Annotated in this window: 24 protein-coding genes; 5 read left to right on the forward strand and 19 right to left on the reverse strand. The window is 45.0% G+C overall.

Going from position 1 to position 24,885, the window contains the following annotated elements; translation table 11 throughout:
* From TCA2_RS27745 to TCA2_RS23150, 4 genes are all read right to left on the reverse strand, one after another.
* A partial coding sequence (locus tag TCA2_RS27745) for a hypothetical protein (protein WP_047913972.1) occupies window positions 1–223 on the reverse strand: 223 nt, incomplete at its 3' end.
* A gap of 30 nt (window positions 224–253) precedes the next feature.
* Complete coding sequence (locus TCA2_RS23140) at window positions 254–1,453, reverse strand: acetyl-CoA C-acyltransferase (RefSeq protein WP_047913973.1); 1,200 nt, start codon at window positions 1,451–1,453, stop codon at window positions 254–256.
* 135 nt (window positions 1,454–1,588) lie between these two features.
* Entirely contained in the window at window positions 1,589–4,015 is a 2,427-nt protein-coding gene (locus TCA2_RS23145) for a 3-hydroxyacyl-CoA dehydrogenase/enoyl-CoA hydratase family protein (protein WP_047914044.1), read from the reverse strand.
* 5 nt (window positions 4,016–4,020) lie between these two features.
* Window positions 4,021–6,201: a (Fe-S)-binding protein gene (locus tag TCA2_RS23150; protein WP_047913974.1), complete on the reverse strand. Its 2,181-nt coding sequence runs from the start codon at window positions 6,199–6,201 to the stop codon at window positions 4,021–4,023.
* A gap of 409 nt (window positions 6,202–6,610) precedes the next feature.
* On the opposite strand from TCA2_RS23150, the gene TCA2_RS23155 reads away from it, so the two are divergent.
* The 3 genes from TCA2_RS23155 to TCA2_RS23165 all read left to right on the forward strand — a co-directional run bounded on the left by TCA2_RS23155 (window position 6,611) and on the right by TCA2_RS23165 (window position 9,187).
* Complete coding sequence (locus tag TCA2_RS23155) at window positions 6,611–7,195, forward strand: TetR/AcrR family transcriptional regulator (protein ID WP_047913975.1); 585 nt, start codon at window positions 6,611–6,613, stop codon at window positions 7,193–7,195.
* 40 nt (window positions 7,196–7,235) lie between these two features.
* Complete coding sequence (locus TCA2_RS23160) at window positions 7,236–8,003, forward strand: electron transfer flavoprotein subunit beta/FixA family protein (protein ID WP_047913976.1); 768 nt, start codon at window positions 7,236–7,238, stop codon at window positions 8,001–8,003.
* A 209-nt stretch (window positions 8,004–8,212) separates the two neighbouring features.
* On the forward strand, window positions 8,213–9,187 hold the full coding sequence (locus tag TCA2_RS23165) for an electron transfer flavoprotein subunit alpha/FixB family protein (protein ID WP_047913977.1): 975 nt from the start codon (window positions 8,213–8,215) through the stop codon (window positions 9,185–9,187).
* Between the two features lie 1,285 nt (window positions 9,188–10,472).
* Here TCA2_RS23165 and TCA2_RS27750 read toward each other — a convergent pair.
* The 5 genes from TCA2_RS27750 to TCA2_RS23185 all read right to left on the reverse strand — a co-directional run bounded on the left by TCA2_RS27750 (window position 10,473) and on the right by TCA2_RS23185 (window position 13,328).
* The gene (locus TCA2_RS27750) at window positions 10,473–10,724 is read right to left on the reverse strand and encodes a GNAT family N-acetyltransferase (protein ID WP_274520949.1); all 252 of its coding nucleotides are present in this window, start codon (window positions 10,722–10,724) and stop codon (window positions 10,473–10,475) included.
* Between the two features lie 12 nt (window positions 10,725–10,736).
* Window positions 10,737–11,063 (reverse strand): hypothetical protein, encoded by a 327-nt coding sequence (locus TCA2_RS27755; RefSeq protein ID WP_238546498.1) that lies wholly within the window; start codon window positions 11,061–11,063, stop codon window positions 10,737–10,739.
* A gap of 179 nt (window positions 11,064–11,242) precedes the next feature.
* Window positions 11,243–11,695: a hypothetical protein gene (locus TCA2_RS23175; protein WP_047913978.1), complete on the reverse strand. Its 453-nt coding sequence runs from the start codon at window positions 11,693–11,695 to the stop codon at window positions 11,243–11,245.
* A 180-nt stretch (window positions 11,696–11,875) separates the two neighbouring features.
* The gene (locus TCA2_RS23180; RefSeq protein WP_047913979.1) at window positions 11,876–12,382 is read right to left on the reverse strand and encodes an HIT family protein; all 507 of its coding nucleotides are present in this window, start codon (window positions 12,380–12,382) and stop codon (window positions 11,876–11,878) included.
* A 319-nt stretch (window positions 12,383–12,701) separates the two neighbouring features.
* Window positions 12,702–13,328, reverse strand: coding sequence for an SGNH/GDSL hydrolase family protein (locus TCA2_RS23185; protein ID WP_047913980.1), 627 nt, complete (start codon window positions 13,326–13,328; stop codon window positions 12,702–12,704).
* A 186-nt stretch (window positions 13,329–13,514) separates the two neighbouring features.
* Between TCA2_RS23185 and TCA2_RS23190 the strand changes: the two genes are divergently transcribed.
* A complete protein-coding gene (locus TCA2_RS23190; RefSeq protein WP_047913981.1) occupies window positions 13,515–14,057 on the forward strand; it encodes an isochorismatase family protein in 543 nt (180 codons plus the stop codon).
* Window positions 14,058–14,211: 154 nt separating this feature from the next.
* On the opposite strand, the gene TCA2_RS23195 is transcribed toward TCA2_RS23190, so the two are convergent.
* The 5 genes from TCA2_RS23195 to TCA2_RS23215 all read right to left on the reverse strand — a co-directional run bounded on the left by TCA2_RS23195 (window position 14,212) and on the right by TCA2_RS23215 (window position 18,245).
* Window positions 14,212–14,991, reverse strand: a complete 780-nt coding sequence (locus TCA2_RS23195; RefSeq protein ID WP_047913982.1) for an exodeoxyribonuclease III — start codon at window positions 14,989–14,991, stop codon at window positions 14,212–14,214.
* 241 nt (window positions 14,992–15,232) lie between these two features.
* Window positions 15,233–15,952 carry a YebC/PmpR family DNA-binding transcriptional regulator gene (locus tag TCA2_RS23200; RefSeq protein ID WP_047913983.1) on the reverse strand — a complete coding sequence of 240 codons (720 nt, stop codon included), beginning with the start codon at window positions 15,950–15,952 and terminating at the stop codon, window positions 15,233–15,235.
* A gap of 104 nt (window positions 15,953–16,056) precedes the next feature.
* The gene (locus tag TCA2_RS23205) at window positions 16,057–17,289 is read right to left on the reverse strand and encodes a DUF5643 domain-containing protein (RefSeq protein WP_047913984.1); all 1,233 of its coding nucleotides are present in this window, start codon (window positions 17,287–17,289) and stop codon (window positions 16,057–16,059) included.
* Window positions 17,290–17,379: 90 nt separating this feature from the next.
* Complete coding sequence (locus TCA2_RS23210) at window positions 17,380–17,616, reverse strand: hypothetical protein (RefSeq protein WP_047913985.1); 237 nt, start codon at window positions 17,614–17,616, stop codon at window positions 17,380–17,382.
* Between the two features lie 23 nt (window positions 17,617–17,639).
* Window positions 17,640–18,245 carry an N-acetyltransferase gene (locus TCA2_RS23215; protein WP_047913986.1) on the reverse strand — a complete coding sequence of 202 codons (606 nt, stop codon included), beginning with the start codon at window positions 18,243–18,245 and terminating at the stop codon, window positions 17,640–17,642.
* 118 nt (window positions 18,246–18,363) lie between these two features.
* On the opposite strand from TCA2_RS23215, the gene TCA2_RS23220 reads away from it, so the two are divergent.
* The gene (locus TCA2_RS23220) at window positions 18,364–19,116 is read left to right on the forward strand and encodes a DUF4184 family protein (protein ID WP_047913987.1); all 753 of its coding nucleotides are present in this window, start codon (window positions 18,364–18,366) and stop codon (window positions 19,114–19,116) included.
* Between the two features lie 26 nt (window positions 19,117–19,142).
* Here the strand turns inward: TCA2_RS23220 and TCA2_RS23225 are convergent, their stop codons facing one another.
* The 5 genes from TCA2_RS23225 to TCA2_RS23245 are packed head-to-tail and all read right to left on the reverse strand — an operon-like array spanning window position 19,143 to window position 24,625.
* Complete coding sequence (locus TCA2_RS23225; protein WP_047913988.1) at window positions 19,143–20,117, reverse strand: Gfo/Idh/MocA family protein; 975 nt, start codon at window positions 20,115–20,117, stop codon at window positions 19,143–19,145.
* Window positions 20,110–21,126 (reverse strand): Gfo/Idh/MocA family protein, encoded by a 1,017-nt coding sequence (locus tag TCA2_RS23230; RefSeq protein ID WP_047913989.1) that lies wholly within the window; start codon window positions 21,124–21,126, stop codon window positions 20,110–20,112. Before TCA2_RS23230 ends, TCA2_RS23225 begins: the two co-directional genes overlap by 8 nt.
* Window positions 21,116–22,738, reverse strand: a complete 1,623-nt coding sequence (locus TCA2_RS23235; protein ID WP_047913990.1) for an extracellular solute-binding protein — start codon at window positions 22,736–22,738, stop codon at window positions 21,116–21,118. The genes TCA2_RS23230 and TCA2_RS23235 overlap by 11 nt, the downstream gene beginning before the upstream one ends.
* Window positions 22,739–22,790: 52 nt before the next feature.
* Window positions 22,791–23,672, reverse strand: coding sequence for a carbohydrate ABC transporter permease (locus TCA2_RS23240; RefSeq protein ID WP_047913991.1), 882 nt, complete (start codon window positions 23,670–23,672; stop codon window positions 22,791–22,793).
* Window positions 23,673–23,689: 17 nt separating this feature from the next.
* Window positions 23,690–24,625, reverse strand: a complete 936-nt coding sequence (locus TCA2_RS23245) for a sugar ABC transporter permease (protein WP_047913992.1) — start codon at window positions 24,623–24,625, stop codon at window positions 23,690–23,692.
* Window positions 24,626–24,885: the final 260 nt, after the last annotated feature.

The raw sequence follows: 24,885 nt of genomic DNA on the forward strand, positions 1-24,885 counted from the left end.
TGTGAGTGCTGCTGTGAGCGCTTCGATGGCGAATCGAGGTCCGAGCCTTCTTGTCCTTGGATTCTTCTGATTCCATCTTAATGGTGAGAATCCAAGGACAAATACGCACGCTTCGCTTCTTCACTCCGATTTCGCCCTCTCCGCTTGTCGCTGCACTCCTTGCTTGAAGGGCAATTCCTCCTCTCTCAACCTTGTGGGGTGAGAGGGGGAGACGGGCTTCCATTCTTCGTCTTATGGAAGCGCCGAGTACAAGCTAGGCTGTTCCAGCGCTTTGTGCGTGCACCTCGAACACCCCCGCTGCACCCATCCCTCCGCCAATGCACATGCTCACCACCCCATATCCTCCACCACGGCGCGCTAGTTCGGATACCAGGCTCACGGTAAGCTTCGCGCCCGTACAGCCGAGCGGATGACCAAGTGCAATAGCACCACCGTTCACGTTAACCTTCTCTTCGTCAAGGTTAAGAGCACGGATGATGTGCAGGCACTGGGAAGCGAATGCTTCGTTAATTTCAAACAGCTCCACCTGATCCAGCTCAATTCCCGCCATTCTCAGCGCTTTTGGTATCGCTTCGACAGGTCCTACCCCCATAATTTCCGGCTCTACACCTGCCAAGGCAAACGAGCGGAAGGTGGCCAAGGGTTCAAGACCGAGCTCCTCTGCTTTTTCCCTGCTCATTACAGCGACAGCTGCTGCCCCATCGCTGGTTTGAGATGCATTGCCTGCCGTAACGGTGCCTTTTACCGAAAATGCAGGTTTCAAACGGGCTAGCCCCTCTGCTGAGGTATCTGCACGCACCCCTTCATCGGTATCAAAAGTGAATTGACGGTTCCTGATCCGCCCGTTGTCATCAATGGTCGTATGGGTAACCTCGACAGGCACGATTTCATCCTTGAATCGGCCGGCAGCGATTGCCGCATGGGCTTTACGATGACTGTTCACGGCATAGGCATCCTGTGACTCCCGGTTCACCCCGAACCTGCGGGCTACCTCCTCAGCGGTGTGTCCCATTCCCATATATACTTCCGGCATCTCCTCCACAATTCGGTAATGTGGAGCAGGCTTGAAGCCGGTCATGGGAACATGGCTCATGCTCTCCACGCCGCCCGCAACAATGACTTCAGCAGAACCGAGCATTATTCGTTCCGCCGCAAATGCAATCGCTTGCAGTCCGGAGGAGCAGAACCGATTGATCGTCAGTGCGGGAACGGTAACAGGAAAGCCGGAATACAAGGAAATGATGCGTGCAACATTCAACCCCTGCTCTCCTTCCGGCATTGCACAGCCGAGGATAATATCCTCGACATCTTCCTTTTTCAGCCCTGGCGCGCGTGCAATAACAGCTTCAAGCACAGCTTTGCCCAAATCCTCTACTCGTGTATCCGCCAGGCTTCCTTTCTTGGCCTTGCCTACAGCGGTTCGGGCAAGTGACACAATGACTGCTTCTCTCAAACTAATCACCTCAACCTTTAATTGATATAAGTGAATCCGTTTCATAAGACTGCTGAAATGGATCCGGATAATGATGATTTTAAGGGATGTATTTAGTAAGCTCTGCCGTCTAATGCAAGTGATGTAATGTGACCGCTAATTGCGAAGAGGCTTACCCTTGGCAAGCATGTGCTGCATGCGCTGCTGGGTTTTCACTTCACCTAGCAGGCTCAAGAAGGCCTCCCGTTCAAGGTCCAATAAATACTGTTCTGAGACAAGGGTACCTGCCGGGACATCTCCCCCTGCCAGAATATGAGCAAGCTTCTTCGCAATGAGGTAATCATGCTCGCTAATATATCCGCTCTGCTTCATACCCAGCGCCCCCAGCTGAAGCACCGCACGTCCGTCACGCCCTGCAACTCTTGCTTTACCGGCAGGAGCTGGTGTATATCCTTCACGATCCAATTCAAGCACGGCCTGCTTGGCTTCATAGATGCGATAATCCTGATTCATCACGACTCGATCCTGGGAGCGGCCATATCCCATATGCAGTGCTTCATGCCCACTGGATGAGGTTTTGGCAAGTGCAATCATTTCAAAGATGCGGTTAAGCTCTGGCTGAAGGTCGGCCTGCTGATCCGGAAAGCGATCGCTCGTCATCCGCACCAACTCTTTGCAGCCTCCCCCGGCTGGAATCAAGCCTACTCCGGTTTCGACCAAGCCAAAATAGGTTTCTGCCGAGAAGATAATTCGATCTGCGGGTAGACAGGCTTCAACGCCTCCTCCAAGCGTCATCCGATGTGGGGCAGCTGCAACCGGTTTAGCTAATTGCTTGAGCTTCATCATACTGCCCTGGAACAATCGGATAATGTCATCCACCTCATCCCAATCTCCGCTTTGAGCTTCCATGAGCATCAGCATGAGATTCGCGCCGACACAGAAGTTTCGGCCTTCATTGGCAAGAACGAGCCCTCTATAATTAGCTTCGACTTCTTCGGCTGCCTGCTGAATCATGACCAGGATGTCGGCGCCAATAGCATTGTTTGGAGAGGTGAATTCCAGAAGCGCAACATCATCTCCAATATCCATCAGATTTGCGCCTGTATTTGAACGAATGATTTTGTTCTGGGCCTTAAGCGCTGCTAAAGATATAATCTCAGGTCGTTTCTCTACCACTCTGTACTCCCCTTTGAGATATTGGAATACATATCCGTCCTTCTGCTGATAGAAGGAGTTATTCCCTGCAGCGATCCAGCTCTTCACCCATGCAGGCACGATCAGGCCTTCTGCTTCCATGCGTTCCACCGAAGCAGGCAGACCGATCAGATCCCAAGTCTCAAACGGGCCCAGCTCCCAGTTGAATCCCCATTTCATCGCATGATCGATATCTTGAATGGAATCCGCAATTTCCCCCAGCTTCTCTGCGGAGTAGATCAGCACTTGCTTAAGCACATTCCATGCGAGCTCTGAATATCGGTCCTTCGTGTTCAAAAAAGCCTTGATCTTCTTCCTTGCTCCTTTGACTGTCTTCGCAGCTTCTATCGACGCTGAGCTGATCTTTGCGCTTGGACTGTACTCCATGTTAGCTAGACTCAGCGATAGAATCTGACTGCCGTGATCTCCTTTTACTTTTTTGTAGAACCCCTGACCACTCTTCTCACCAATCCAGCCTTTTGTTAACAATTCCTGCAGCGCGGCAGGCACTTTAAATACATCCCTCTCCGCTCCGTCCGGCACGGAATCATACACGTTCTGGGCCACATGAATAAAAGTATCGATCCCTACCAAATCGAGCGTACGGAACGTTGCACTCTTGGGCCTGCCGAGCGCTGGTCCTGTTGCGGCATCCACTTCCTCTACCGAGTATCCGTTTTCCGCCATTTCCCTCAATGTGACGAGCAGTCCATAAGTGCCAATACGGTTTGAGATAAAATTCGGAGTATCCTTGGCAATGACAACGCCCTTGCCCAGCCTTTTCTCACAGAATTCTTTCATGAAGGATGTGATCTCAGGATCGGTGTCGAACCCTGGGATAATCTCCAGCAGCTTCATATGCCGTGGTGGATTAAAAAAGTGTGTTCCTAGAAAATGACGCCGAAACTCCTCACTGCAATCCTCCACCATCGCATTGACCGATATGCCGGACGTGTTCGTGCTGACAATGGTTCCTTTTGCACGGACCGCTTCAATCTGCTTCATGATAGACCTCTTAATTTCCAGCTTTTCGGTAACAACTTCAATAATCCAGTCAACTTGTTTCAATAGATGCAAGTGATCCTCTATGTTGCCCGGTGTAATTCGTTCTGCAAAATGAGGAGCATAAAGTGGAGCCGTGCTTGACTTGGGAAGCGCAGCAATGGCACGATTGGCAAGCCGGTTGCGTACCGCAGGATGCTCCAGTGATAGCCCTGCCTGTTCTTCTTCTGGTGTTAATTGAGCCGGTACAATATCCAGCAGCAGACAAGACAGTCCCGCATTAGCCAGATGTGCAGCAATTCCTGCACCCATGACCCCGGAGCCGATTACGGCAGCTTTGGATAAGGTCCTCTTCGTAATTGCAGATGGATGAGTAGGGGTTAACATTTGGTTCACTTCGCAACGACCTCCTGTTCATTCATTTCAGAAACACCGAAGACGGAAGCTTCGAGTATTTCTGCAATATCCTTCGTTTGCACTTTGTCTTCTATTTCTATAAGCTTCGTTCCATCCTCCAGCATCGTCAGGCAGTAAGGACAAGCAGAGCTGATCATCGTCGGTGATACAGATAATGCCTGTTCTGTCCGTGCGAGATTTACACGCTTGCCGGTATCCTCCTCCATCCACATCTGTCCGCCGCCGGCACCGCAGCACATCCCGTTCTCTCGACTGCGTTCCATTTCAACGAGCTCGACGCCTGGAATAGCGCGCAGCACATCTCGCGGTTGATCGTACACATCGTTATATCTTCCGAGATAGCAGGAATCGTGATAGGTGATTTTTTCTGATAACGTGTGCTTGGGAATCAGCTTGCCGGTCTTCACCAGCTCATCCAAGAGCTCGGTATGATGAAGCACTTCGGCTGTAAGGCCAAAATCGGGATATTCATTCTTGAACACGTTAAATGTATGGGGACAGGCTGTAACGATTTTTTGAACATCATATTTATTAAAAATTTCGATGTTCTCCACACACAGCTGCTGGAACAAAAATTCATTCCCCATTCGTCTCGGTGTATCACCCGAATTCTTCTCTTCATTGCCCAATATCGCAAAGTTGACACCTGCCTCATTCAGCAAATGAACGAGCGAACGTGTAACCTTTCGGCTCCGGTTATCATAGGACCCCATCGAGCCTACAAACAGCAGAATGTCAAAGTCCGGGTTCTCCTTCACCGTCGGAATGCTCAAATTCAAGGTGCCGTCCGGGTCAATTTCCTTCACCCACTTGCTGCGTTCTGCCCGGCTGATACCCCATGGATTACCTTGACGCTCAATATTCTGCATTGCTCGTTGTCCCTCATGAGGTACGCTTCCCTCCATCAGCACGAGATGACGTCTGAGATCTACAATTTTGTCCACATGCTCATTTGCAACAGGGCACTGATCCTCACAGTTACGGCACGTAGTACAAGCCCATATTTCTTCTTCTGTCATGACTCCACCGATGAGCTGCACATCCTTGGCGGTAACACCTTCAACTTGATGCCAGGCTCTTTTTTGCACACTCATGGTTGGACGAATGTCAGTTACTCCTTCCCCCGTCCATTCGCTAAGTGATAGATCGGCAGTTCTCATTTCGTGGACTCCAGCGTAACCAAACACACTGGCAGGCATCCAGGCCGACTTCGACGTCAACGCCTCGCCCTTCTCGGTTAAGTGGTCTCTTAACTTGATAATCATGTGCATGGGGGACAAGAGCTTGCCGGTATTGGTCGCCGGACATACATTCGTACATCGTCCGCACTCTACGCAGGCATAGAAATCGAGCATTTGCTTCTGGGTAAAATCTTCGATATGACCGACCCCATAGGACTCTGCCTCTTCATCTTCTAAATCGAGCTTACTTAGCTTGCCAGGTGGATCTGTTCGTCGCAGCAGGATGTTAATGGGTGCAGTAATAAGATGAAAGTGCTTGGATTGGGGTACGTATAGTAGAAAGGAGAGCAGGATCAGCAGATGAATCCACCAGAAAAAGTAATACATTGCGGCCACCGCTATATCGGGCATCCAGGTAAATAACGATGCAATTCCAGATGAGATGGGTGCATAGGCTGAAGATGGCAAATCCTCTCTGAGACGTTCAAATGCCATTGTGAAGAGAACGGATATCATTAGAGATGTGATATAAAAGACAACAAGGCTTGGTTTCCAGCCTCTTTTTAACCGATGCAGCTTCTCCCCATATCTTCGATAGGCAGCATATGAGATGGCGAGGAGAATAAGCACGACCGTAATCTCCTGGGTCAATATAAATCCTTCGTAACCCGGTATAGGCAGACTGTGCCCTGTGAGCCCCTTCCAGATAATGTCCAGTGCACCAAACTGCAGAATAATAAATCCGTAAAAAACGATAAAATGCATGATTCCGCTTCTCGGATCCTTGAACAGCTTGCTCTGACCGAAGACCTGCACCATAAATGCTGCAATCCTGTCTTGAATGTCCTTACGAAGATCCGCAGGTCTGCCTAATTTGATATATAAGTAACGGTGGTATACAACTCTGGCGAATAGATAAACCGCCCAGCCGGTAATGAGGGTAAAGAGCAGTGCATTCATCATTTGTAGAATCATCCTCATCAAGCCCCTTGTATTGATAAAATTTAATTTCAGCTTGCATGGCGGATAGCTGTTAGTTTGAGCTTTAGTAACTTACTATCTTTTGATGTGCAGCTTCACTCCTTTCGGGCACAACCCCCCTAGCCATTGACAATGGTAAGTACGATTCATTTATTAAGCGCTTACATTGTGTCTGCAAAAACAGACCTCCACATCGTTTGTACTCTTTGACAATATCATTGTCATACTCGCTGCAAACTTCGATATGAACGCCTAATGAACCATCTCAACCTTGTAGAACGATTTTCCAATGAGACAGGGATTGAATCGTTGACAATGACTGGAACGTATTTTATAGTGGATACAAGAAATGAATGAGTATTCATTCAGAAATTTAACTGTATTCTAACACCGGGGTGAACATATGACAAGTAAAAAAACAGAAAAATATCAACTCATACTTCAAGGCGCCCTCAAAGTGTTTGCCGAGAATGGCTACCATCGGTCCCAGGTTTCCAAGATTGCTAAGGCTGCCGGCGTAGCCGATGGGACGATCTACCTCTACTTTAAGAGAAAGGAGGACATCCTGATTCATCTGTTCCAAGAGAAGCTGGGTGAGCTGGTGCAGAAATTCCATGACAGTGTCGCTGGCAGCTCTGATCCAGTTCAGGCCCTCCGCACGGTCTGCCGCATTCATTTTACAGAGCTTGAGAATAATCCTGAGCTTGCGTACGTCACGCAGATCGAGCTAAGACAAAGTGATATTGAGCTTCGCAAGGAGATTGGCAAATCACTCAAGCCATATATTGAGCTGATTGAGAATATTCTAGAGCAGGGCATTGAACTGGGACATTTTAGAGAAGACCTGAATCTCAAACTGGTTCGAAACCTCATCTTTGGCTCCATGGATGAAGCAGTTACCTCCTGGCTGATCTCAGGGCAGAAATATTCGCTTCAAGAACAGGTTGACGACACCCTTAGCTTCTTTCTTCACGGTGTTTCCAAATAAATAAATTCATAACTCATGTTTTGAAGGGAGACGATCGAATATGAAGATAGTTGTATTGTTAAAGCAAACTTTTGATACAGAGGAGAAGATCACTCTGCAGAATGGAGTCGTGTCTGAGGATGGTGTGAAATTTGTCATGAATCCATACGACGAATATGCGGTAGAAGAAGCTGTCAAGCTTCGAGATGAACACGGCGGCAGTGTAACTCTTCTCTCCGTCGGTCCAGACCGTGCTGCAGAAGCCCTGCGTACAGCGCTCGCGATGGGTGCAGATGAAGCGGTTCTGATCTCGGATGAGCGAATCCCTGACGACGAATATGTGATCTCCAAAGTGCTCTATTCCTACTTAAACCAAGAGAATCCGGATCTCATTCTTGGGGGTAATTTCTCCGTCGATCGTGGATCAGGTCAAGTCGCCATTCGTCTGGCTGAGCTCCTCGGCATTCCTCACACCTCATCCATTACCAAGCTAACGATTGAAGGTACAACAGCCGAAGTCCATAGGGATGCTGAAGGTGATCTTGAAGTGCTCCGTGTCACACTGCCTGCGCTGTTTACCGCTCAGCAAGGTCTGAACGAACCGAGGTACCCTTCTCTTCCTGGTATCATGAAAGCAAAAAAGAAGCCGTTCAAGACGCTGCTGCTTGAGGATCTAGATCTCACCGAAACCGATGTTCAGCCTGCTACGAAGCAAATCGAGCTGACGCTTCCACCTGAACGCGGTGCAGGTAAGATCCTTAAGGGCGATGCCGAGAACGTTGCCCGCGAGCTTGTTGGCCTTCTGCGTACCGAATCCAAAGTCATTTGAACGATACATTGCGTGCTGAATCATACTGATTCGTTAATTTATTGTGCAACAGTGGACTTTGCCATGCCAAATCCATCATTTTGTATACGGTTTCAATTATGTGCATCTCATCTACCCCAAGTGTATGGCAAACAGAATGTCCGACATGCGTTATTTTTCCATTGGCTGTTCATGCATTCAAATTCAAATGTCCTTAGGAGGTTCTTGTGATGAGTAAAACATTGCTTGTATATGCCGAGAATCGAGATGGAAGGCTTCGTCAGGTAGCACTTGAAACGTTAGGTGCTGCACAACAAATCGCAGGTGCTCAGGATCGGATCCAGGTTGTAGTAGCAGGTTCAGATATAACATCCGCCGTAAGTGAACTCGTTCCCTATGGCGTCGATTTGATATATACCATCGAGCATTCAGCACTTGAACACTATAATCCCGAAGCTTATTTAGCTGCATTAAAATCTGTCTTACAGCAGGCAGCACCAGACCTTGTCCTCTTCGGACATACCGCTCTGGGTAAAGATCTGGCACCATTAGTTGCAGCCCACCTTCAGGCAGGGCAGATCTCGGACATTACTTCTATTGATCTAGAAGGAGGTCATCCCGTATTCACCAGACCACTGTATGCAGGCAAAGCCTTTGAAAAACGTGTATTTGAGGCTGGACCCGCGGTCATTACCATTCGGCCGAACAATATTGCTGCTGCTTCTGCGGCTGAAGGCAGTGCTTCCCCCATTGAAGATGTTGCTTACCCCTCTCCATCACTACGCACAATCGTTAAAGAGGTCGTTCAGAAGACGACAGGCAAGATTGATCTCAGCGAAGCCAAGATTGTCATCTCTGGTGGCCGGGGAGTCAAGAGCGCAGACGGCTTCAAGCCTCTTGAAGAGCTAGCAGATCTGCTCGGCGGAGCTGTAGGTGCTTCACGCGGTGCGTGTGATGCAGGCTATTGTGATTATTCTCTGCAGATTGGTCAAACAGGGAAAGTAGTGACACCCGAAATCTATATTGCTTGCGGCATCAGCGGTGCCATTCAGCATTTGGCGGGAATGAGCCAATCGCGTGTCATTATTGCGATCAATAAGGATCCTGAAGCTCCCATCTTTAAGGTTGCCGATTACGGCATCGTCGGCGATCTGTTCGACGTTGTGCCTCTACTTACTGCCGAATTTAGGAAGGTACTGGTATAGGCGTTCCATCATTGGACGCCGATTCTCCAGTTGCTTGCATTTGTTTGATTGAATCTCTGTAAATTTTACTTTGCAGCTGTGAGAGAAGAATTCTTGGGGGTGGGCTGACGTTACATTTTTTGGCTCCCTCTCTCCGGTTGCTTCGCAAAAGTCGTTCGAGATCCAAAAAATTTCACTTGTAGCTGAGGGAAGAATTCTTGGGGTGGAGCTGGCGTTGCAATTTTTTGAGCCCCTCCCTTCGGTTGCTCGCAAAAGTCGATGGGCTCTCATAATTCCACTTTGTAGCTGGAGAGGAATTCTTGGGGGTGGGGCCGACGTTACAGGTGGAGCTGGCGTTGCAATTTTTTGAGCCCCTCCCTTCGGTTACTGCAACTGTTGCTGCTTCTCTAAACAACGTACTTGCTTTCATGAATCACCGGTGTTAGGACATAGCATTTCCAGATGGTAACGTTCGGTTAACTACAGGATCGGACAGCCATTCATATCGCCGTTCCCAATCTTCTTCAATAACAGGCCTTTATGTTACTCGTTGTTCGCGTAGCATATTTCCTTTCTTGTATGCACTCGCCTTCATGAGCTATTCAATTAACGCTCTTATCTTCCTAATATTAATATCTCTCCCTTATCATTTACTCCTCTAAATATAAATCCACTAGCATCTTTTGTATTTAGTTCATTGTATGATGCTGCAAAACCATCTTCTAAAATTAAATACTGTTGAATTCTCTTTTATTTCATCAACATCATACGAAATTACGATATCAAAATTATCATTACTTACAATTACTCTTTTAATTTCAGTTTTAATTTCAGGATTAACTGATTCCACTCCGAATATAGTATCGTACATATAGTTAATACTGCATTACTATGAATTTCGTTCTCTTAAAATTTCCTTGATCTCTTTTAATTCCTGTAATATTTCTTTCGTGTATTGATTGTTTTTAGAGTTATCAACACCAAACTTAACAGTGAAAATACCAAGCATAAAAAACACTACAAAAATTAAAATGGTTTCCATTTCCAATAGTCATTCCTTTCTCAAGCAACAGAATGTTGCGAATGTTATACTCACATTATCTTTGGAGCAGATCTTGCTGATACCGTTTGTCATTTCTGACGTTCAAGCAGCTTAAGTGACCATCGGAAACGGGTCATCAGACTTAGCTGGTTGTATGTATCGCTGAATATACTTCTATGAAATCCCTCTAGCGATCAAGGGCGAATACCCGAAGTAGAAATGTGTTGTTATCGGATGTTGATGCCTTCTTGAGTTGCTTATGATCTATAAGTTTTTCCATTCACTATCCAAAATCGAATAAAAATACTGGTCATGCCACGCACTATTCCACTTAACTTCTTGTTTAAATATCCCTTCTCTTTTCATTTGTAGCTTTTCCATTAACTTTATAGATTTTAGATTACTACTATTACACATCCCTACTACTTTATGTGCACCGAATTCTTTAAATGCAAAATGAAGCAAGAGTTTAGTGGCTTCGTATCCGTATCCGTAGCCTTGGTAATCTGGAAGTATGCCAAAACCAAGTTACCAACTGTTTCTATACTCTACATAACTCCATATTTGAACTAATCCTACTGGCTTTATTACTTTTTCTGATTCTATTGTTATTACAAAATCATAGTGATGATTAGATTTTAAGTTTTCAAGATACTTTTCCTTGACAGTATCCTTATCACTCTCTACGAATTCCTCAAAAAACCAAATGTCTTTATTGCACTCTAGCTCACTAATAAAGCTCAAATCTTTATTTGTTACTTTTGAAAGACAAACTCTATCTCCTTTGATTTTCATATGAACGGCTCCTAATATATTATTGTTTGCATCAATTTCCGATAACGTTGTTGTATTCAACGACGTCCCACCAACTTAAGGCTCCGCCAGGAGCCGGTCGCGATGCAGTAGTCAGTGCGGATGTGTGAGCCTGATTCAACTTTCTCTGACATTCTCTTCGAGCGGATCAAGGAGCCGATAGGCTCCGATACGTAGATATCATGTTATTCGAATGGGACTCTTGATATACTCACAAATCTCTATATATTTGTTAATTTAACTATAGCTTTAACGTTTTGTTCTAACTCATTGAAAAATTCTGAATCGAATTCAAAAGTTCCATTTAATGTTGTTTCGATCAATTTATTATTTAAATATTTCGTTTGCTTTGTTGAATAGTTCAATAAGAAAAGATTTACTCTCTCACTTTGAATTGTAAGTTCCAATTCCTCTGGGCTCATGGATTCTAGAGATACTTTTCCTTTTCTTGAACTATTCAATTCTTTTACGTCTCTTAGAAAACTATCGATTTTCTCTTTTTCAACCCAGACGTTTATCTCTCCAATAAATAAATGATCTTTAATATGAATACGAAAAGAAATTGAAGGATACCTCTCCAGCTCAATCTCTAGAAAAGTAAATAATATTGTTGATTTTCGATCAATAGAAAACAAAATGAAATCATATTCTCCCAAAGGTTTGGATATAATCATTCGCTTCGTCCTTTCACATAACGTTCGTGTGTTCACGAATCCGAGAGACTTAAGGCGACCAACGGGAGCCGGGTCGGAGACTTTGCCTCGCAGGGTTGTCTGGCTGCATCCACTTCCCTGACTACTCCTCTGCCAGACCGAGGGCGTCAGATCGAAGCGTGAACACGTTGTTAGATGGAGTTACCCTGCGTTCATCACAAAATCCCTCATGCCCTCTCTTAACATACTAACCCCTTCTTCTACACTCTTCATATTCTCATCGTCATTCATATTATTCCTTGCATGTAGTAATACCGGTCTTAATGATTCTACTGAATTTCCAAATTGGTACATCCATTCATATCTAGGAACCATCCATAAATGAAAGTGATGTGTTGTATCTTCATTATAAAAATAATAGACCCTATCAATTCCCAATCGTTTTCTTTGTTCACTTCTGAGCTTATGAATTAACGAAATAAATTCTAATCGCTCTTCATCTGTTAATTCATCCATGCAGTAAAAATGCCTCTTCGAAGCCAATATAACTAACCCTTTAATTGGGTAAGCAATATCCTGATGGACATGAAAGTTGCCTGATTCGAAAATCACTCCACCTGTTGAAGAAATCAAACCACTTGTCAATGCGCAGCTTACACATTCAACTTCTACTGATCTTCCATCAGCTAATGTAATTAGTCTTGGCATTATGCACCTCATAGTTTTTGATTTTGATATGAACTTGCATCGTAATTTCATTTAACTCTTTTATCTCTGAACTTCGTGAATAACTTCTTCACTTAAATATTCGCGCAATTGTTGAACTGTCCTGCTCTTTCGTAACTAGGAGAACTTATTAAAATCCTGCCTGTACTTGTGTATTCATCACTTCGTTCATACGCAGGAAGCAACGCAAAAAAGCTGGCTTTATAAAAACCAGCTTGAAAAGTTCATTTATTAATTCGCAAAAATACCCTTCCTGGGGCTTTCTAAACCTTGTCCGGTTACCCAACTCGTTCGACGAAATTTATACTTTTACTGCATCGAGCCAAGCTCTAGCAATTAGAGCATGTCCTGCATCTGTTGGATGCACACCGTCTCCTGCCCAGTAGGCTGGCTCCGCCTTGGTACTCGCTTGAGCAAACAGGCCATCCAGCGGCACATAATATGTTCCGAATTCACGAGCCAGCTCTCGAATGGCATGAATTTTTGGATCAAGATCTACTCTCCATCCCTTGCGATCTTCCGGAACAGGCAGTACGAACGGTTCTATTATCACGATATTGGCATTCGTATGCTCTTTGGTCCGCACAAGCAGCTCACGATATGTACGATAAAATTCATCTGCAGAAGTCTCTGCCTTGGAATCGTACCAGCGCCACGTATCATTGATTCCAATATATATGGACACCCAGGTTGGGTTATGCGCCAGGCAATCCTGCTCCCACCTTTGCTCAAGATCTGTAACTCGGTTTCCATTGATGCCGCGATTCATAAACTGAATTTGCTTCTCAGGATAACGGAGATTAAGTTCAGCCGCAACCATCTTGGCATAACCTCTGCCAAGGTCACCCACATTATCATAATTTCTGCCACAATCCGTAATACTGTCTCCGATAAATAGCACTGTAGCTTGATCTTCAATCCGTGTCATATGTATATTGGCTCCTTTAGAAATGATATAAAGCTCTGAACTAATGATAGCGCTAACAGAATGGTCATGCAACGCCAGATACGACGAATATGTCAGAATATATTTTCATAGTTTCCCTTTATCAAAAGGATTTCGATCATACCTATAGAATTACCAATTGGTATACAATTCCAGGGGGGGTGTCTGATGAAAGCACTGTTAGTCATTGATGTACAGAACGCCATTGTCGAGCTAAAAGATTTCACAAAAGAACTCACATTAATAGAGCAAGTGATTCAAGATTTTAGAAGAGATGGACATCCGGTCATTTTTATTAGACATATTGATGATCAGGCAGAAAGTCCATTGTACCGAGATTCAGAGGGCTCACATATACATGATTCAATTCTTAAATATGCTGAAACTGTAGTTGAGAAACAGACACCGAGTGCATTTTATAAGACGAAGCTTGCAGAGACACTGGAGCAGTTAGGCGTTAATCATCTCTTCATCGTCGGCTTTGAGACGGAGTTCTGCTGTATGTTCACGGCCATATCAGCCTATGACCGCGGGTACAAAGTGACCTTAATTAAGGATGCAACAGGTACGGGTAACACACCGGATACGTATGAGATGAAGGATCTGGACATCCAAGGTTTTGTCGGAAAAGTGCTCGATTGGTCAGGGGCAATTGAGGTGCTCGATCACGACAGCTATGTTCAGAATTATGTCGTACACAATACCATCTAAGTCTACAAATCTAAAATCTATTAATATACAAATCTATTTCAAAATAAAAGGATGAGCGAAAGCAACCAGAGTGGATAGGCCGCAATTAATTTAACCTATGACTCTATGTAAATTGCCTTGCTCATCCCTAGTAATTATTAATAACCGTTAGCAGTTAAGCATTTTGAAGAGATTCGTCAAGCTCCATCTCCAAGAATACAGGGCAATGATCACTTCCCATGATATGACAGTCTGCCCCTGAGTCCTTTAAATAAGGTGTAAGCCGGGTCGAAGCAAGGAAGTAATCAATACGCCAGCCAATATTCCGCTCTCTGACCTTCGCCATATAAGACCACCAGGTGTACACATCTGTCCGATCGGGATAGAAATAACGGAACGAATCCACAAATCCCAATTCCAGCAGCATGGTCATTTTCTCACGTTCCTCCAGCGTAAAGCCTGAATTACCACGGTTAGATTTTGCATTTTTGAGGTCAATTTCTTCATGCGCGACATTCATGTCTCCACAAACGACTACAGGCTTATGCTTGTCCAGCTCATTAAGATAGGCTCGAAAACGTTCCTCCCATTCCAGACGAAGAGGCAAACGCGATAAGTCCCTTCTCGCATTCGGTGTGTATACATTAACCAGATAAAACTGTTCAAATTCCAGCGTAATCATACGCCCTTCGGTATCCGGGTCCTCCTCGCTCATGCCGTATTGAACCGAAATCGGCTTGATTCTCGTAAACACCGCGGTTCCCGAGTAACCTTTTTTCTCTGCATAATTCCAGTAATCCTGGTAGGAGTCGCCTAGCTCCATTTGAATTTGTCCCTCTTGCAGCTTGGTCTCCTGCAGACAAAAAATATCCGCATCCATCTGCTCAAAATAATCCATAAACCCTTTATTTACACAGGCCCTCAGCCCGTTTACATTCCAAGATACCAGCTTCACTGTAGATGAACTCTCCCCTTTTCGTAAATTCTTCTTTCTCTCATCGTAATCTAATAGACAACTCTTTAATTATAACATAGAAGATTCCTTACTCTCTTGCTGCTGCTTCGATTTCAGTACAGCTTCACGCAATTTACATTTTTACAGATATTCTGTTCATCAAAAAACCTCCCATTTATCCCGAGATAAATGAGAGGCTGACGGTTAAAACTTCAACTTTCATCTAGAAAGTTGTCAGATCCTATTCTTCAAATTCCACATTATGGTACACTTGCTGCACGTCCTCAAGATCCTCAAGTACATCAATGAGCTTCTCAAATTGTGTAAGTGCATCGCCTTCCAAGGATACAAAGGTTTGCGGCAGCATCGTAAGCTCAGCTACAGTAAACTCCGTTACTCCTGCATTTTTAAATGCATCTTGTACGGCATGGAATTGATCCGGCTCCGCATACACGATAACCGCCTCATCTTCTTCCACAATATCCCGAACATCCAGATCAGCTTCCATTAATAGCTCCAGTACTTCATCCGCTGATTTTCCTTCAACCCCGATAACCGCCGTAGAGTCGAACATATAGCTTACCGATCCGCTGACTCCCAGATTGCCGCCATTCTTCGTAAAGGTTGAACGTACTTCTGATGCGGTACGGTTTACGTTGTTCGTAAGTGCATCCACAATAACCATCGATCCGTTAGGACCAAAGCCTTCGTAACGAAGCTCGTCAAAGTTCTCTTCCGAACCGCCTTTTGCTTTTTCCAGTGCACGGTCAATGATGGCTTTGGGTACGTTATATGTCTTAGCACGCTCCAGTACGACCTTCAGAGCGCGATTCGATTCTGGATCAGGCTCCCCTTGACGGGCTACTACATAAATCTCACGTCCGAACTTCGCATATACGCGGCTAGTGCTTGCGTCTTTGGACGCCTTCTTTTCTTTAATATTATTCCACTTACGACCCATATCAATATTCGCTCGCTTTCAAATAGAATCTAAACAATCCTTTATATTATAGCTTTTATGGGCCAGCTTGAAAAGTTAGCATCTCGTGGCTCCTTTATTCTGACTCAGTATAGAGGAATCTTAAACCCACCTGATTTATATCCTGTGTATTCGTATATCGGAAACGTAAGCGGCTGTTGATACTCCTCATTCGGAATGTAGTAATGATACAGATGAGTATGCTTATCTCGTTCAGCTGTGATCTGAGCCGTTAGCTCAATCTCAGGATTTAGAAGCTTGAACTGCTTCCCCGAGGCATCTATAAATACTCCTCCGTACGTAAGTAGGGAAATGTCATTTTGAATGCTCGGTCCAGGAAACTCGTAATTGTCTAGCCGAAGCTTGATGGTCATATACTCTTCATTTTCTAAAATGTCCAGCAACTGTAGATGTTCATCCGGTGCCTCAATAATCTTCTTTGTCTCAGAGTTAATAGTCATGGTCATATTCTTGTCAGAAGCATACACTCCTTCTGATATCAGATACAATTGTTCTGGATCTTCAAAATATAGTCCATCAAAATTAGCCGTATACATTCCCTCGCTAAGTGAACCTGAGCTTAATTCACTCTGATTCCATTGGTGCTGACCTGTATCATCTATTAAAGATAGAGCAAATAAATCATTCACTTGCTTTTTATTTGACTGTGGTGTTTCCAAGCGTAGGGTCGTCCTCAAAGGCAGCAGTTCCATTTCACGCAGTAATACAGTCTGGTTGTCTATCGGTATTTCCTTGTTAATTAGAACTTTCTTTCTCAAACCCGTAAACCGGGAGTGATCTACAGAAATATCCACTTTAAGCTCCTGCTCTCCCAAACGAAACAAAAGCCCCATATTCTGCGGAAATACTTCACCTGAATTCAACTGAACTTTGTATGTCATGTACGATTCAGTTGCATCCTCTTCTATAGAGGGATTAAAGTAAGTTGCCGCATAATGAAACTCTTCATCAGATATTAATTCTACCGAGTATTCGTTTAATTTGCCATTCAAATTAGGACCGCTCAGGGAATATAAGATGACTGCATTCTCTTCATCCGCGATGATTCCACCCAGCGTCAATTGATTTTCCCCGCTCGTATCGGACTGATGAATTTCCTGCAACAGATTGTTTTCCGCAGCGAGCATGAGTGTCCTGTTATCGTTTATTGGCTCTAAATATTTGACCATTTCTGGTGAGTAAGATCTGTTTAGGTCCTCATCCCAAATGACATTCCAGGCCAGCGTCAAACCAACCACCAGCAGTAGGGTCACCACAGTTGTAAGCAATACTATTTTATTACTTTTTTTTGATGGCACTACTATACCTCCCGCCCATACATAACTAACTTATATATAATGTAAGAACACTAGCCGGATATAAAAGGTTCGCTTTACAAAAACATTTTGTTATTTTATTGGCAGCGTGATCTTTTTCTCAATAGAGCCCGGGTGCTTGTAGATCTTAAATTGCAAAGGCTGCTCGAAATCCTTCGCAGGCACGACATAATCGTATTGCCACGTCTGAGTGACATGATCTAATACTAAGAAAAACCGCGAGGATTCGATCGGATATGAATTTCCCGCTGCATCCGTAATCTCTTCGGTGATTTGAAACATTTGGGTGAACGTTTGGTTCGTATTCATTTATAAATTTTAATGACTATAGGCTATATTGTTGGCTCATCCACAGTCCTTACCATATAGAACTTCTCATTGAAGCCAAGTCTATTGCGAAACCATCTTTGCTTTACGGCCTTATAGATGTGAAAACCATGCTTCTCATAAATGGATCGTGCCGCATGATTCGTATCAACAACTTCCAACTTAAAGACCCGATACGGCAGATGATGCATCAGATGGAGCAGCATGGATGTCGCGATCCCTCTTCCCCGATACATAGGGTCGGTAGCAACCGCTTCTAGAAAGCACTCCTCTCTATAAATTGGGGCGGGTATGTGAAATTGTTTTGCCAGAAAATAATGTACAACACTCCCCTGAACATTACCTAGAATGCTTTTTAAGAACTCTTTATCAAAATATTGCGAGCGAGTAATGCTTGTGGAATATGCCATAATGCCGACAACCTGACCATCAATAATCGCAGCGTAAAATTGATCTGCAACAAAAGACTCTTTAATTATTTTTCTTAACATCATTTTATCTTTCGTCATGGAGGTTAATTCGTTATAATAACTATTCACGTAGACGTCTGCCGCCTGCTGCAGCTGCTGCTCCGTAAGCTCTGTTAGCCTGACAATATTTATCGATTCCATCGTGTTCCCCCTCCATTTAATAGCCAACGGTTTATACTAAATCTACCGTGCCTGGGCTAGACAATACATACATCTGGAGACCGATTCTGATTCATTTATAAAGGAGATTCTACATACGATGCCATTTACTTTTGCCCATCCTGCTGCCGTTCTGCCGTTTTCACGCAAGAGCAAGTATCTTCATTTTACTGCGCTCGTATTGGGCAGCATGGCCCCTGATTTTGAATATTTGCTAAGAGGACAGCCTGCGGGCATGACCGGACATACTTTTGCAGGGTTCTTCTATTTTAATTTGCCGCTGGTCGCGTTGGTCTACCTGATCTATTATTTTTTCATTCACCAGACTCTAATGGATCATTTGCCTGTATTTATGCAGGATCGTTCTGAGCGTACGTCTAATTTCGGATTACCGGTCAAGATCATTATTTTCTGCTATTCAGCCTTACTCGGCATGTTAACGCACGTCGTGTGGGATGCTTTTACGCACCAGCATGGATTTGTTGTTGATCGGATTCCGCTGCTCAGCGTTGACCTCCATGTACTCGGTTACGAAATTCCCATCTACAAAATACTGCAGCATGGCGGGACGCTGGCCGGACTTTCGTTAATTCTGATTTACATCCTTTATCGAGCCAGAAAATACAATAGTCTAGCTAATCGAAGTACACCGTCTGCACAAAAATCGCTGTATTGGCTATGCATTGCCCTATTGTCTATTGTATTCTTCATTATCTGGTTTATCGCTGATCCGGTGGCTATTCATAGCATTGGTGTTCATGTGATCAGAGTCATCGATTCCGGTTTGCTTAGTCTGCTCTTGGTTTCCATCTTTTTTAAATTCAAAAAGAACAAGGTGCGCCTCCAGCGTTGAGGCACACCTTGTTTCATTTCATAAGATTACGTTCGTCTCTCCAGGTAATCATAGGCTGACAATGCCACCTCGGCTGCGGCATACCCGTCCTCTCCCGTAATCGCTACAGGCCTTCCATCAAGAATACGATTCACAAAGTCCTGAAGCATATAATAATCCATCTTGTCTCCAAAGTAGCTGTACCGTGCTCTGCCTTGCTCTATGCTGAACACTTCATTGACTTGGGCAAAAGCATCCATTCTTATGATCCCTTCCGTTCCAATTACATCCAGCTTCACATCTCCCCAATAAGGATACACAGGATTTCGAGACCAGCTTGTATCGATAACCCCAATTACGCCATTGTCATATTCCAGATGGACCATACCCGAATCCTCGACAGCAATATCATGAAACAGTGTCCCTTTCTCGGCGTGAACAACACGGGGCTGTACTCCCAGCATCCAATTCAGCATATCAGCAACATGTACCGTATGATCGAGCAGTGCACCGCCGCCAGATTGCGCCGGATCTACAAACCAGCCGCCGGGCATGCCGCCTCGGTTATACCCTTTAACAGCGATGACTTCACCAATCTCACCTTGGGCTACGGCTTCCTTAACTCGAATGACCGACGGAAGGTAACGGCAAGGAAAGGCCGTCATGAGCTGCACCTGCAGTTCATGACAAATATCAATCATTTGCCGCATTTCAACGCTTCCTGTCCCAAGCGGCTTCTCGCACAATATATGCTTGCCTGCCTTCGCACTGTCCGTGACTAGGGCGGCATGATGCCTATTTTCCGAACAAATAATGACCGCATCTATATCCGGCAGCTCGAGCAGCTTCAGATGATCTGGATAGAATTGAACATGGTCACGTTCAACCAATGTCTTGACCCGATCGTAATGTAGATCTGCAATTGCAGTTACCTCCGCATTCTCAACCAGCTGCAACTGCCTGTAATAGCTGAAGGCATGGGAATGGGCGAAGCTGATCATACCGATACGAAGCTTACGCATCCCGCCACCACCCATCGGTTAAACGGAACGATCGCATGGTCACTGCCTGCCCGTTACTTGCTGAATAAGCTGCCGCCTGGATGACAACCGCCGTCTTCCATGACGCCTCCAGCGATATTATAGGTTCCGTCTTATAAGTTGCCATATTCAGCACGGATCGTATATATCCATCGATCGCATCCTCAAATGCAGGGCTGACTAGCCTGAATTCGGAACCCCCTCTTCTGATCTCCACCGAAGCGCTCATCTTCGGACTGGAGCGAACAATCCCTTGATTTCCTGCCATCTCGAATTCAGATGTTGCCGGACTCGGATAACCTAATATACCTTCCATATTCACAATAGTGCCGCATTCATATTTCAGTGTGAGCAGCGCATACTCAGTCCGTTCTTTGCGAATATGCTGTGCGAATACACTCTCCACTTCACCGAGAAGATAACTTATAAATTCAATTTCTTCGATAAACAGCGTCATAATGGGTTCAATACGATGAGCAGAGGAGGAAGGCAAACGGCTGCCGTAAGCTTCCTCTCCAGTCATCATACGCCGAACATGAACTACGCCTGGACTGCCGATCACACCTGCTCTCACTTGCCTTGCCAGATCCGAATATTCCGGTCTGAACAAGGCCTCGTGAGAAGGAATAATCTGTACGCTGTGCTGTCTGCATATGGCAGCCAGCTGTTTCAGATCCGTAGCTGACAAGCCCATAGGCTTCTCACACATCATATGAACACCCGCTTCTGCAGCAATATACAGATCAGGCAGATGCTCCATAACCGGAAGTGCAAGATGAAGGATATCGGGCTTCTGCTCTGCCAGCAGCTTGGGCAGGTTATGGAATACGGTTGCTTGAACGTGTTCTGACCACTCTTCCGCCTCATCATCGCGGAGATCACATATACCTGCCAGCTGAATCGCAGGATGTTCTGCATAGTACTTGGCATATTTTACAGAACCCGCATTGTATCCCATAACGGCTATTTTCACTTGTTGCTTAGCTTGCATTATAACGCTCATAAGCAGCCTGGTAGATCTTCATATACTCATCGAGTCCCATTTTATTAATGGTCTCCACATACGTATCCCACTCATCAAAAGAGGCACTGCCATTGACGAACTTCGCTTCCATTTCACCAATATAATCATGGATGTCTTTACCGACAGAGGACATAAAATCCGTCTCTTCATTCGTAAAGTTGAAATTGTACCAGATATCTTCCACGGCATCCGGCTCAGCCTTCTCTGCGGCTTCCATCGAATTTGGCAACGTTTCGGATCCTTTAAAATATTCGCCTTTCACATAACCAGGGTAGCTTCCGCCCGTCCAGGTAAAATATTGAGTAAGCGCCTGGTCCATCGTAAGCCCATTCGGATTATTTGTAATATCTTCAATGTATTCAAGCTCGCCGTCAGCATTTTTGTTATACGTGGTACCCTCTTCCCCCATGAAGAAGAACGTTGCACCTTCCTGCCCGAAGAAGTGATCCATCCACCGGATCGTTGCCTCCGGATGCTCATTCTTATCTGTAATCGCGAAGGCTCCTACGTGCACCATCGGAACCTTAACATGGGAGTAGAGCTTGTCGCCATGCGGTCCTTCCAATGCAGCCAGACCAATATAATTGTCCTTGCCCATTACGGTATCCGGATTCGGTACAATGGTCGATCCCAGCAGATCGGCCTGCCCCTTAGCGTTTAGAGCACTGCTCTCAATGGTGAATATTTCTTTGTCAATTAATCCTTCTGAGTACAGCTTGTTCATAAACTGCAGCATTTCCTTGTACTCTGGCAGTGTCTTTGTAAAACGAAGCTCATTCGTGTCTGCATCCACATCGACGAACTTATGACCCAGACCCTTCGTGCCTAGACCCCATGCCCCTTTGACCTGATCAATAATAGGAGTAATTCCGGTTCCTCCAAATGGAATCTCATCATTTTTGCCGTTTCCATTCAGATCGGTCTCCTTAACTGCCTTCAGATAATTGTAAAACTCATCAATGGTATCCGGCTCATCCATACCCAGCTGCTTAAGCCAGTCTTCGTTAATCCATAGAGGCGTTCCGATCAGCATGGATAAGAAGTTGGGGTCGTAGAAGGAAGGCAGCGAGTAAATATTCCCGTCTGGCATCGTCAGTCCTTTACGAATACCTGGATTCTCGTCCATCAGCTTCTTGAAATTAGGAGCATACTGATCAATCAGATCATTCAGGGGGATGAACACCCCTTGCGGACCATAGCGGGTCAATTCAGCAGAGCTGACTCTTGCGGAGTAGAAGACGTCGGGATAATCTCCGCCGGCAAGCGCCAGATTACGTTTCTCTGTCAATGTTTCAAAAGGTACCAGATTGAAGTTCACATCGATATTGGACATTTCCTGATACTTATCCCACACGAGCACTTCATCATAATTGCTGCTGTTTCCGGCCCACTTCCCGGTGAAAAAATCAAGCGTAATCTGCTCGTTGACGATTGGCATCCCCGTCTCATTAAGATTAGATGTTGCTTTGGGTGCCTGTTCTCCTTCTGCTTCTCCGCTGCCTTCACTTGAGCCGCAGCCCGCCATTAAGCTTGCCGCAATCACCAGTGATAATGAAAGACTCCCCCATTTTTTCCACATACGCTACTTCACTCCTCGATTTTAGTATAGAACTTCAATATTAGAACCCAAGTTAACCTTTAATAGCGCCGATCATGACACCTTTAATGAAATATTTTTGCAGAAACGGATACAGGATCAGCATCGGCAGATTTGTCACCATGACGGCTGCGTATTTGATGGCCTCAACCTCCATCAGGCTTTTGGAATATGTATCACTGCCTAAGTCCACCATATTTTGCATTTGATCCTGAATTAGAATTTCTCTTAAGAACAGCTGCAGTGGATACTTGTCCCTGTCGGATAGATAGATAAGTGCGTTAAAGTAGCTGTTCCAATGACCCACGGCATAAAATAACACCATAACTGCCAGCACCGGACCTGATAGCGGAAGGATGATTCGGACGAGCAGCTTCAGATTGGAGCATCCATCCAGAAATGCGGCCTCCTGCAGCTCTTTTGGAATAGAGCTTTGAAAGAAGGTTCTCATTATGAGAATGTTCCACACGGATACCGCTGTGGGCAGAATCATCACCCAGAACGAATCGAGCAGTCCGAGATCCTTAATCAACAGGTAAGTCGGGATCATGCCTCCACTGAAGAACATCGTAAATACGATCAGTACCGTAAATGCATTTCTCCCCTTAAAGTCTTGACGAGACAGCGGATATGCTGCAGCAATCGTCATGACAACGTTCAGAGCGGTGCCGATGACCGTATACACAATCGTGTTGAAGTAACCCTTCATCAATTCGTTATTCTCGAATATCCGTTCATAACCAACTAGTGACAAATTCTTCGGCCACAGCCATACCTTGCCTAGCATAACCTCCTCCGGACTGCTAAAAGAGGCAATGAGTACAAAATATATCGGATATAAGACGATGAGAGAGACAAGTCCGAGCAGAATGTATATTGCAGTCATGACGTAACGATCTCCCCGGCTTTCTGCCATACTTACAGGCCTCCTTTCTACCATAGACTGCTTGAGCTGACTTTACGCGCAATCCGGTTAACGGTGAGCAGCATAATGAAATTGACGACAGAATTGAATAGTCCGACGGCAGCTGAGAAGCTGTACTGTGCACCGAGTATGCCGCTGCGATAAACATTCGTAGAGATTACATCAGAGCTCTCCATATTCAAGTCATTTTGCATTAGGAATACTTTCTCGAATCCCACTCCAAGAATAGAACCCATGTTCAGGATGAGCAGTACGATAATCGTGGGTGCGATCCCCGGTAAATTAATGTGCCATATTCGGCGGAGCCTGGATGCTCCATCCACTCTGGCTGCTTCATGAAGCTGTGGATCAATGCCGGCCAGCGCTGCAATATAGATAATAGAGCTCCAGCCCATCGTCTGCCATACACCTGACCATACATAGATGCTCTTGAACCAGCCCGGTTCGGTCATGAAGCTGATCGGCTCCCCGCCAAATAAAGTGATAACTACATTAATGAGTCCAGAAGCCGGAGATAAGAACATCATGATCATGCCCACCATAACAATCGTAGATAAAAAGTGCGGCATGTACGTAACGGTCTGCACGAATTTTCGAAACTTGCCTGTTCTCAGCTCATGAATCATGAGCGCTAAGATAATCGGAATAGGAAACCCGACAACCAGTTCATATATACCGATACCCAGCGTGTTCTTAATAATTCTCCAGAAATAGAAGCTGTCAAAGAATCTCTCGAAATGCTCGAATCCGACCCAAGGACTGCCCATGATGCCTTTGTTCGCGATGAAATCCTTGAAGGCGATTTGCACTCCATACATCGGAATATAGTGAAAGATAATAAAATAAGCGAGCACGGGCAGAAACAATAAGTAGAGCTCCCAATTTCTAGTCCATGATCGCAGACTGCTTCTCTGGTTCCATTTCTTTCTCTCTGACGCCTGCACCTCTGATACTATCTCCTTCCCAATACTTACACCCCCTTTTGACGGTTACGAATGCAAGCACAGTGATTCACTTGCAAGTCACATGATACAAGAGCTATGGCGAGAAAGGTATTTACCGTTCTTTGGATTGTAGACATCTATTCAGAACTTTACGAAACCTAACATCTTTTCGTAAAAACACAATACAATCTTAAAAAATACACAGCTGGATTTTACATCGGATTTACAATGGTGTCCCTGCGAGTTAATACTGTCTTGCT

It is taken from the genome of Paenibacillus sp. TCA20, from assembly GCF_000732325.1.
In the GTDB taxonomy this organism is placed as follows: Bacteria; Bacillota; Bacilli; order Paenibacillales; family Paenibacillaceae; genus Paenibacillus; species Paenibacillus urinalis.

What these genes read in the sequence shown, in the direction of transcription:
- TCA2_RS23220 (WP_047913987.1), top strand. Translation starts at nt 18,364, where the DNA reads ATGCCATTTACTTTTGCCCATCCTGCTGCCGTTCTGCCGTTTTCACGC.
- TCA2_RS23150 (WP_047913974.1), bottom strand. Translation starts at nt 6,201, where the DNA reads ATGATTCTACAAATGATGAATGCACTGCTCTTTACCCTCATTACCGGC.
- TCA2_RS23225 (WP_047913988.1), bottom strand. Translation starts at nt 20,117, where the DNA reads ATGCGTAAGCTTCGTATCGGTATGATCAGCTTCGCCCATTCCCATGCC.
- TCA2_RS23215 (WP_047913986.1), bottom strand. Translation starts at nt 18,245, where the DNA reads ATGGAATCGATAAATATTGTCAGGCTAACAGAGCTTACGGAGCAGCAG.
- TCA2_RS23200 (WP_047913983.1), bottom strand. Translation starts at nt 15,952, where the DNA reads ATGGGTCGTAAGTGGAATAATATTAAAGAAAAGAAGGCGTCCAAAGAC.
- TCA2_RS23230 (WP_047913989.1), bottom strand. Translation starts at nt 21,126, where the DNA reads ATGCAAGCTAAGCAACAAGTGAAAATAGCCGTTATGGGATACAATGCG.
- TCA2_RS23175 (WP_047913978.1), bottom strand. Translation starts at nt 11,695, where the DNA reads ATGATTATATCCAAACCTTTGGGAGAATATGATTTCATTTTGTTTTCT.
- TCA2_RS23190 (WP_047913981.1), top strand. Translation starts at nt 13,515, where the DNA reads ATGAAAGCACTGTTAGTCATTGATGTACAGAACGCCATTGTCGAGCTA.
- TCA2_RS23210 (WP_047913985.1), bottom strand. Translation starts at nt 17,616, where the DNA reads ATGAATACGAACCAAACGTTCACCCAAATGTTTCAAATCACCGAAGAG.
- TCA2_RS23235 (WP_047913990.1), bottom strand. Translation starts at nt 22,738, where the DNA reads ATGTGGAAAAAATGGGGGAGTCTTTCATTATCACTGGTGATTGCGGCA.
- TCA2_RS23185 (WP_047913980.1), bottom strand. Translation starts at nt 13,328, where the DNA reads ATGACACGGATTGAAGATCAAGCTACAGTGCTATTTATCGGAGACAGT.
- TCA2_RS23180 (WP_047913979.1), bottom strand. Translation starts at nt 12,382, where the DNA reads ATGCCAAGACTAATTACATTAGCTGATGGAAGATCAGTAGAAGTTGAA.
- TCA2_RS23240 (WP_047913991.1), bottom strand. Translation starts at nt 23,672, where the DNA reads ATGGCAGAAAGCCGGGGAGATCGTTACGTCATGACTGCAATATACATT.
- TCA2_RS23165 (WP_047913977.1), top strand. Translation starts at nt 8,213, where the DNA reads ATGAGTAAAACATTGCTTGTATATGCCGAGAATCGAGATGGAAGGCTT.
- TCA2_RS23160 (WP_047913976.1), top strand. Translation starts at nt 7,236, where the DNA reads ATGAAGATAGTTGTATTGTTAAAGCAAACTTTTGATACAGAGGAGAAG.
- TCA2_RS23155 (WP_047913975.1), top strand. Translation starts at nt 6,611, where the DNA reads ATGACAAGTAAAAAAACAGAAAAATATCAACTCATACTTCAAGGCGCC.
- TCA2_RS23145 (WP_047914044.1), bottom strand. Translation starts at nt 4,015, where the DNA reads ATGTTAACCCCTACTCATCCATCTGCAATTACGAAGAGGACCTTATCC.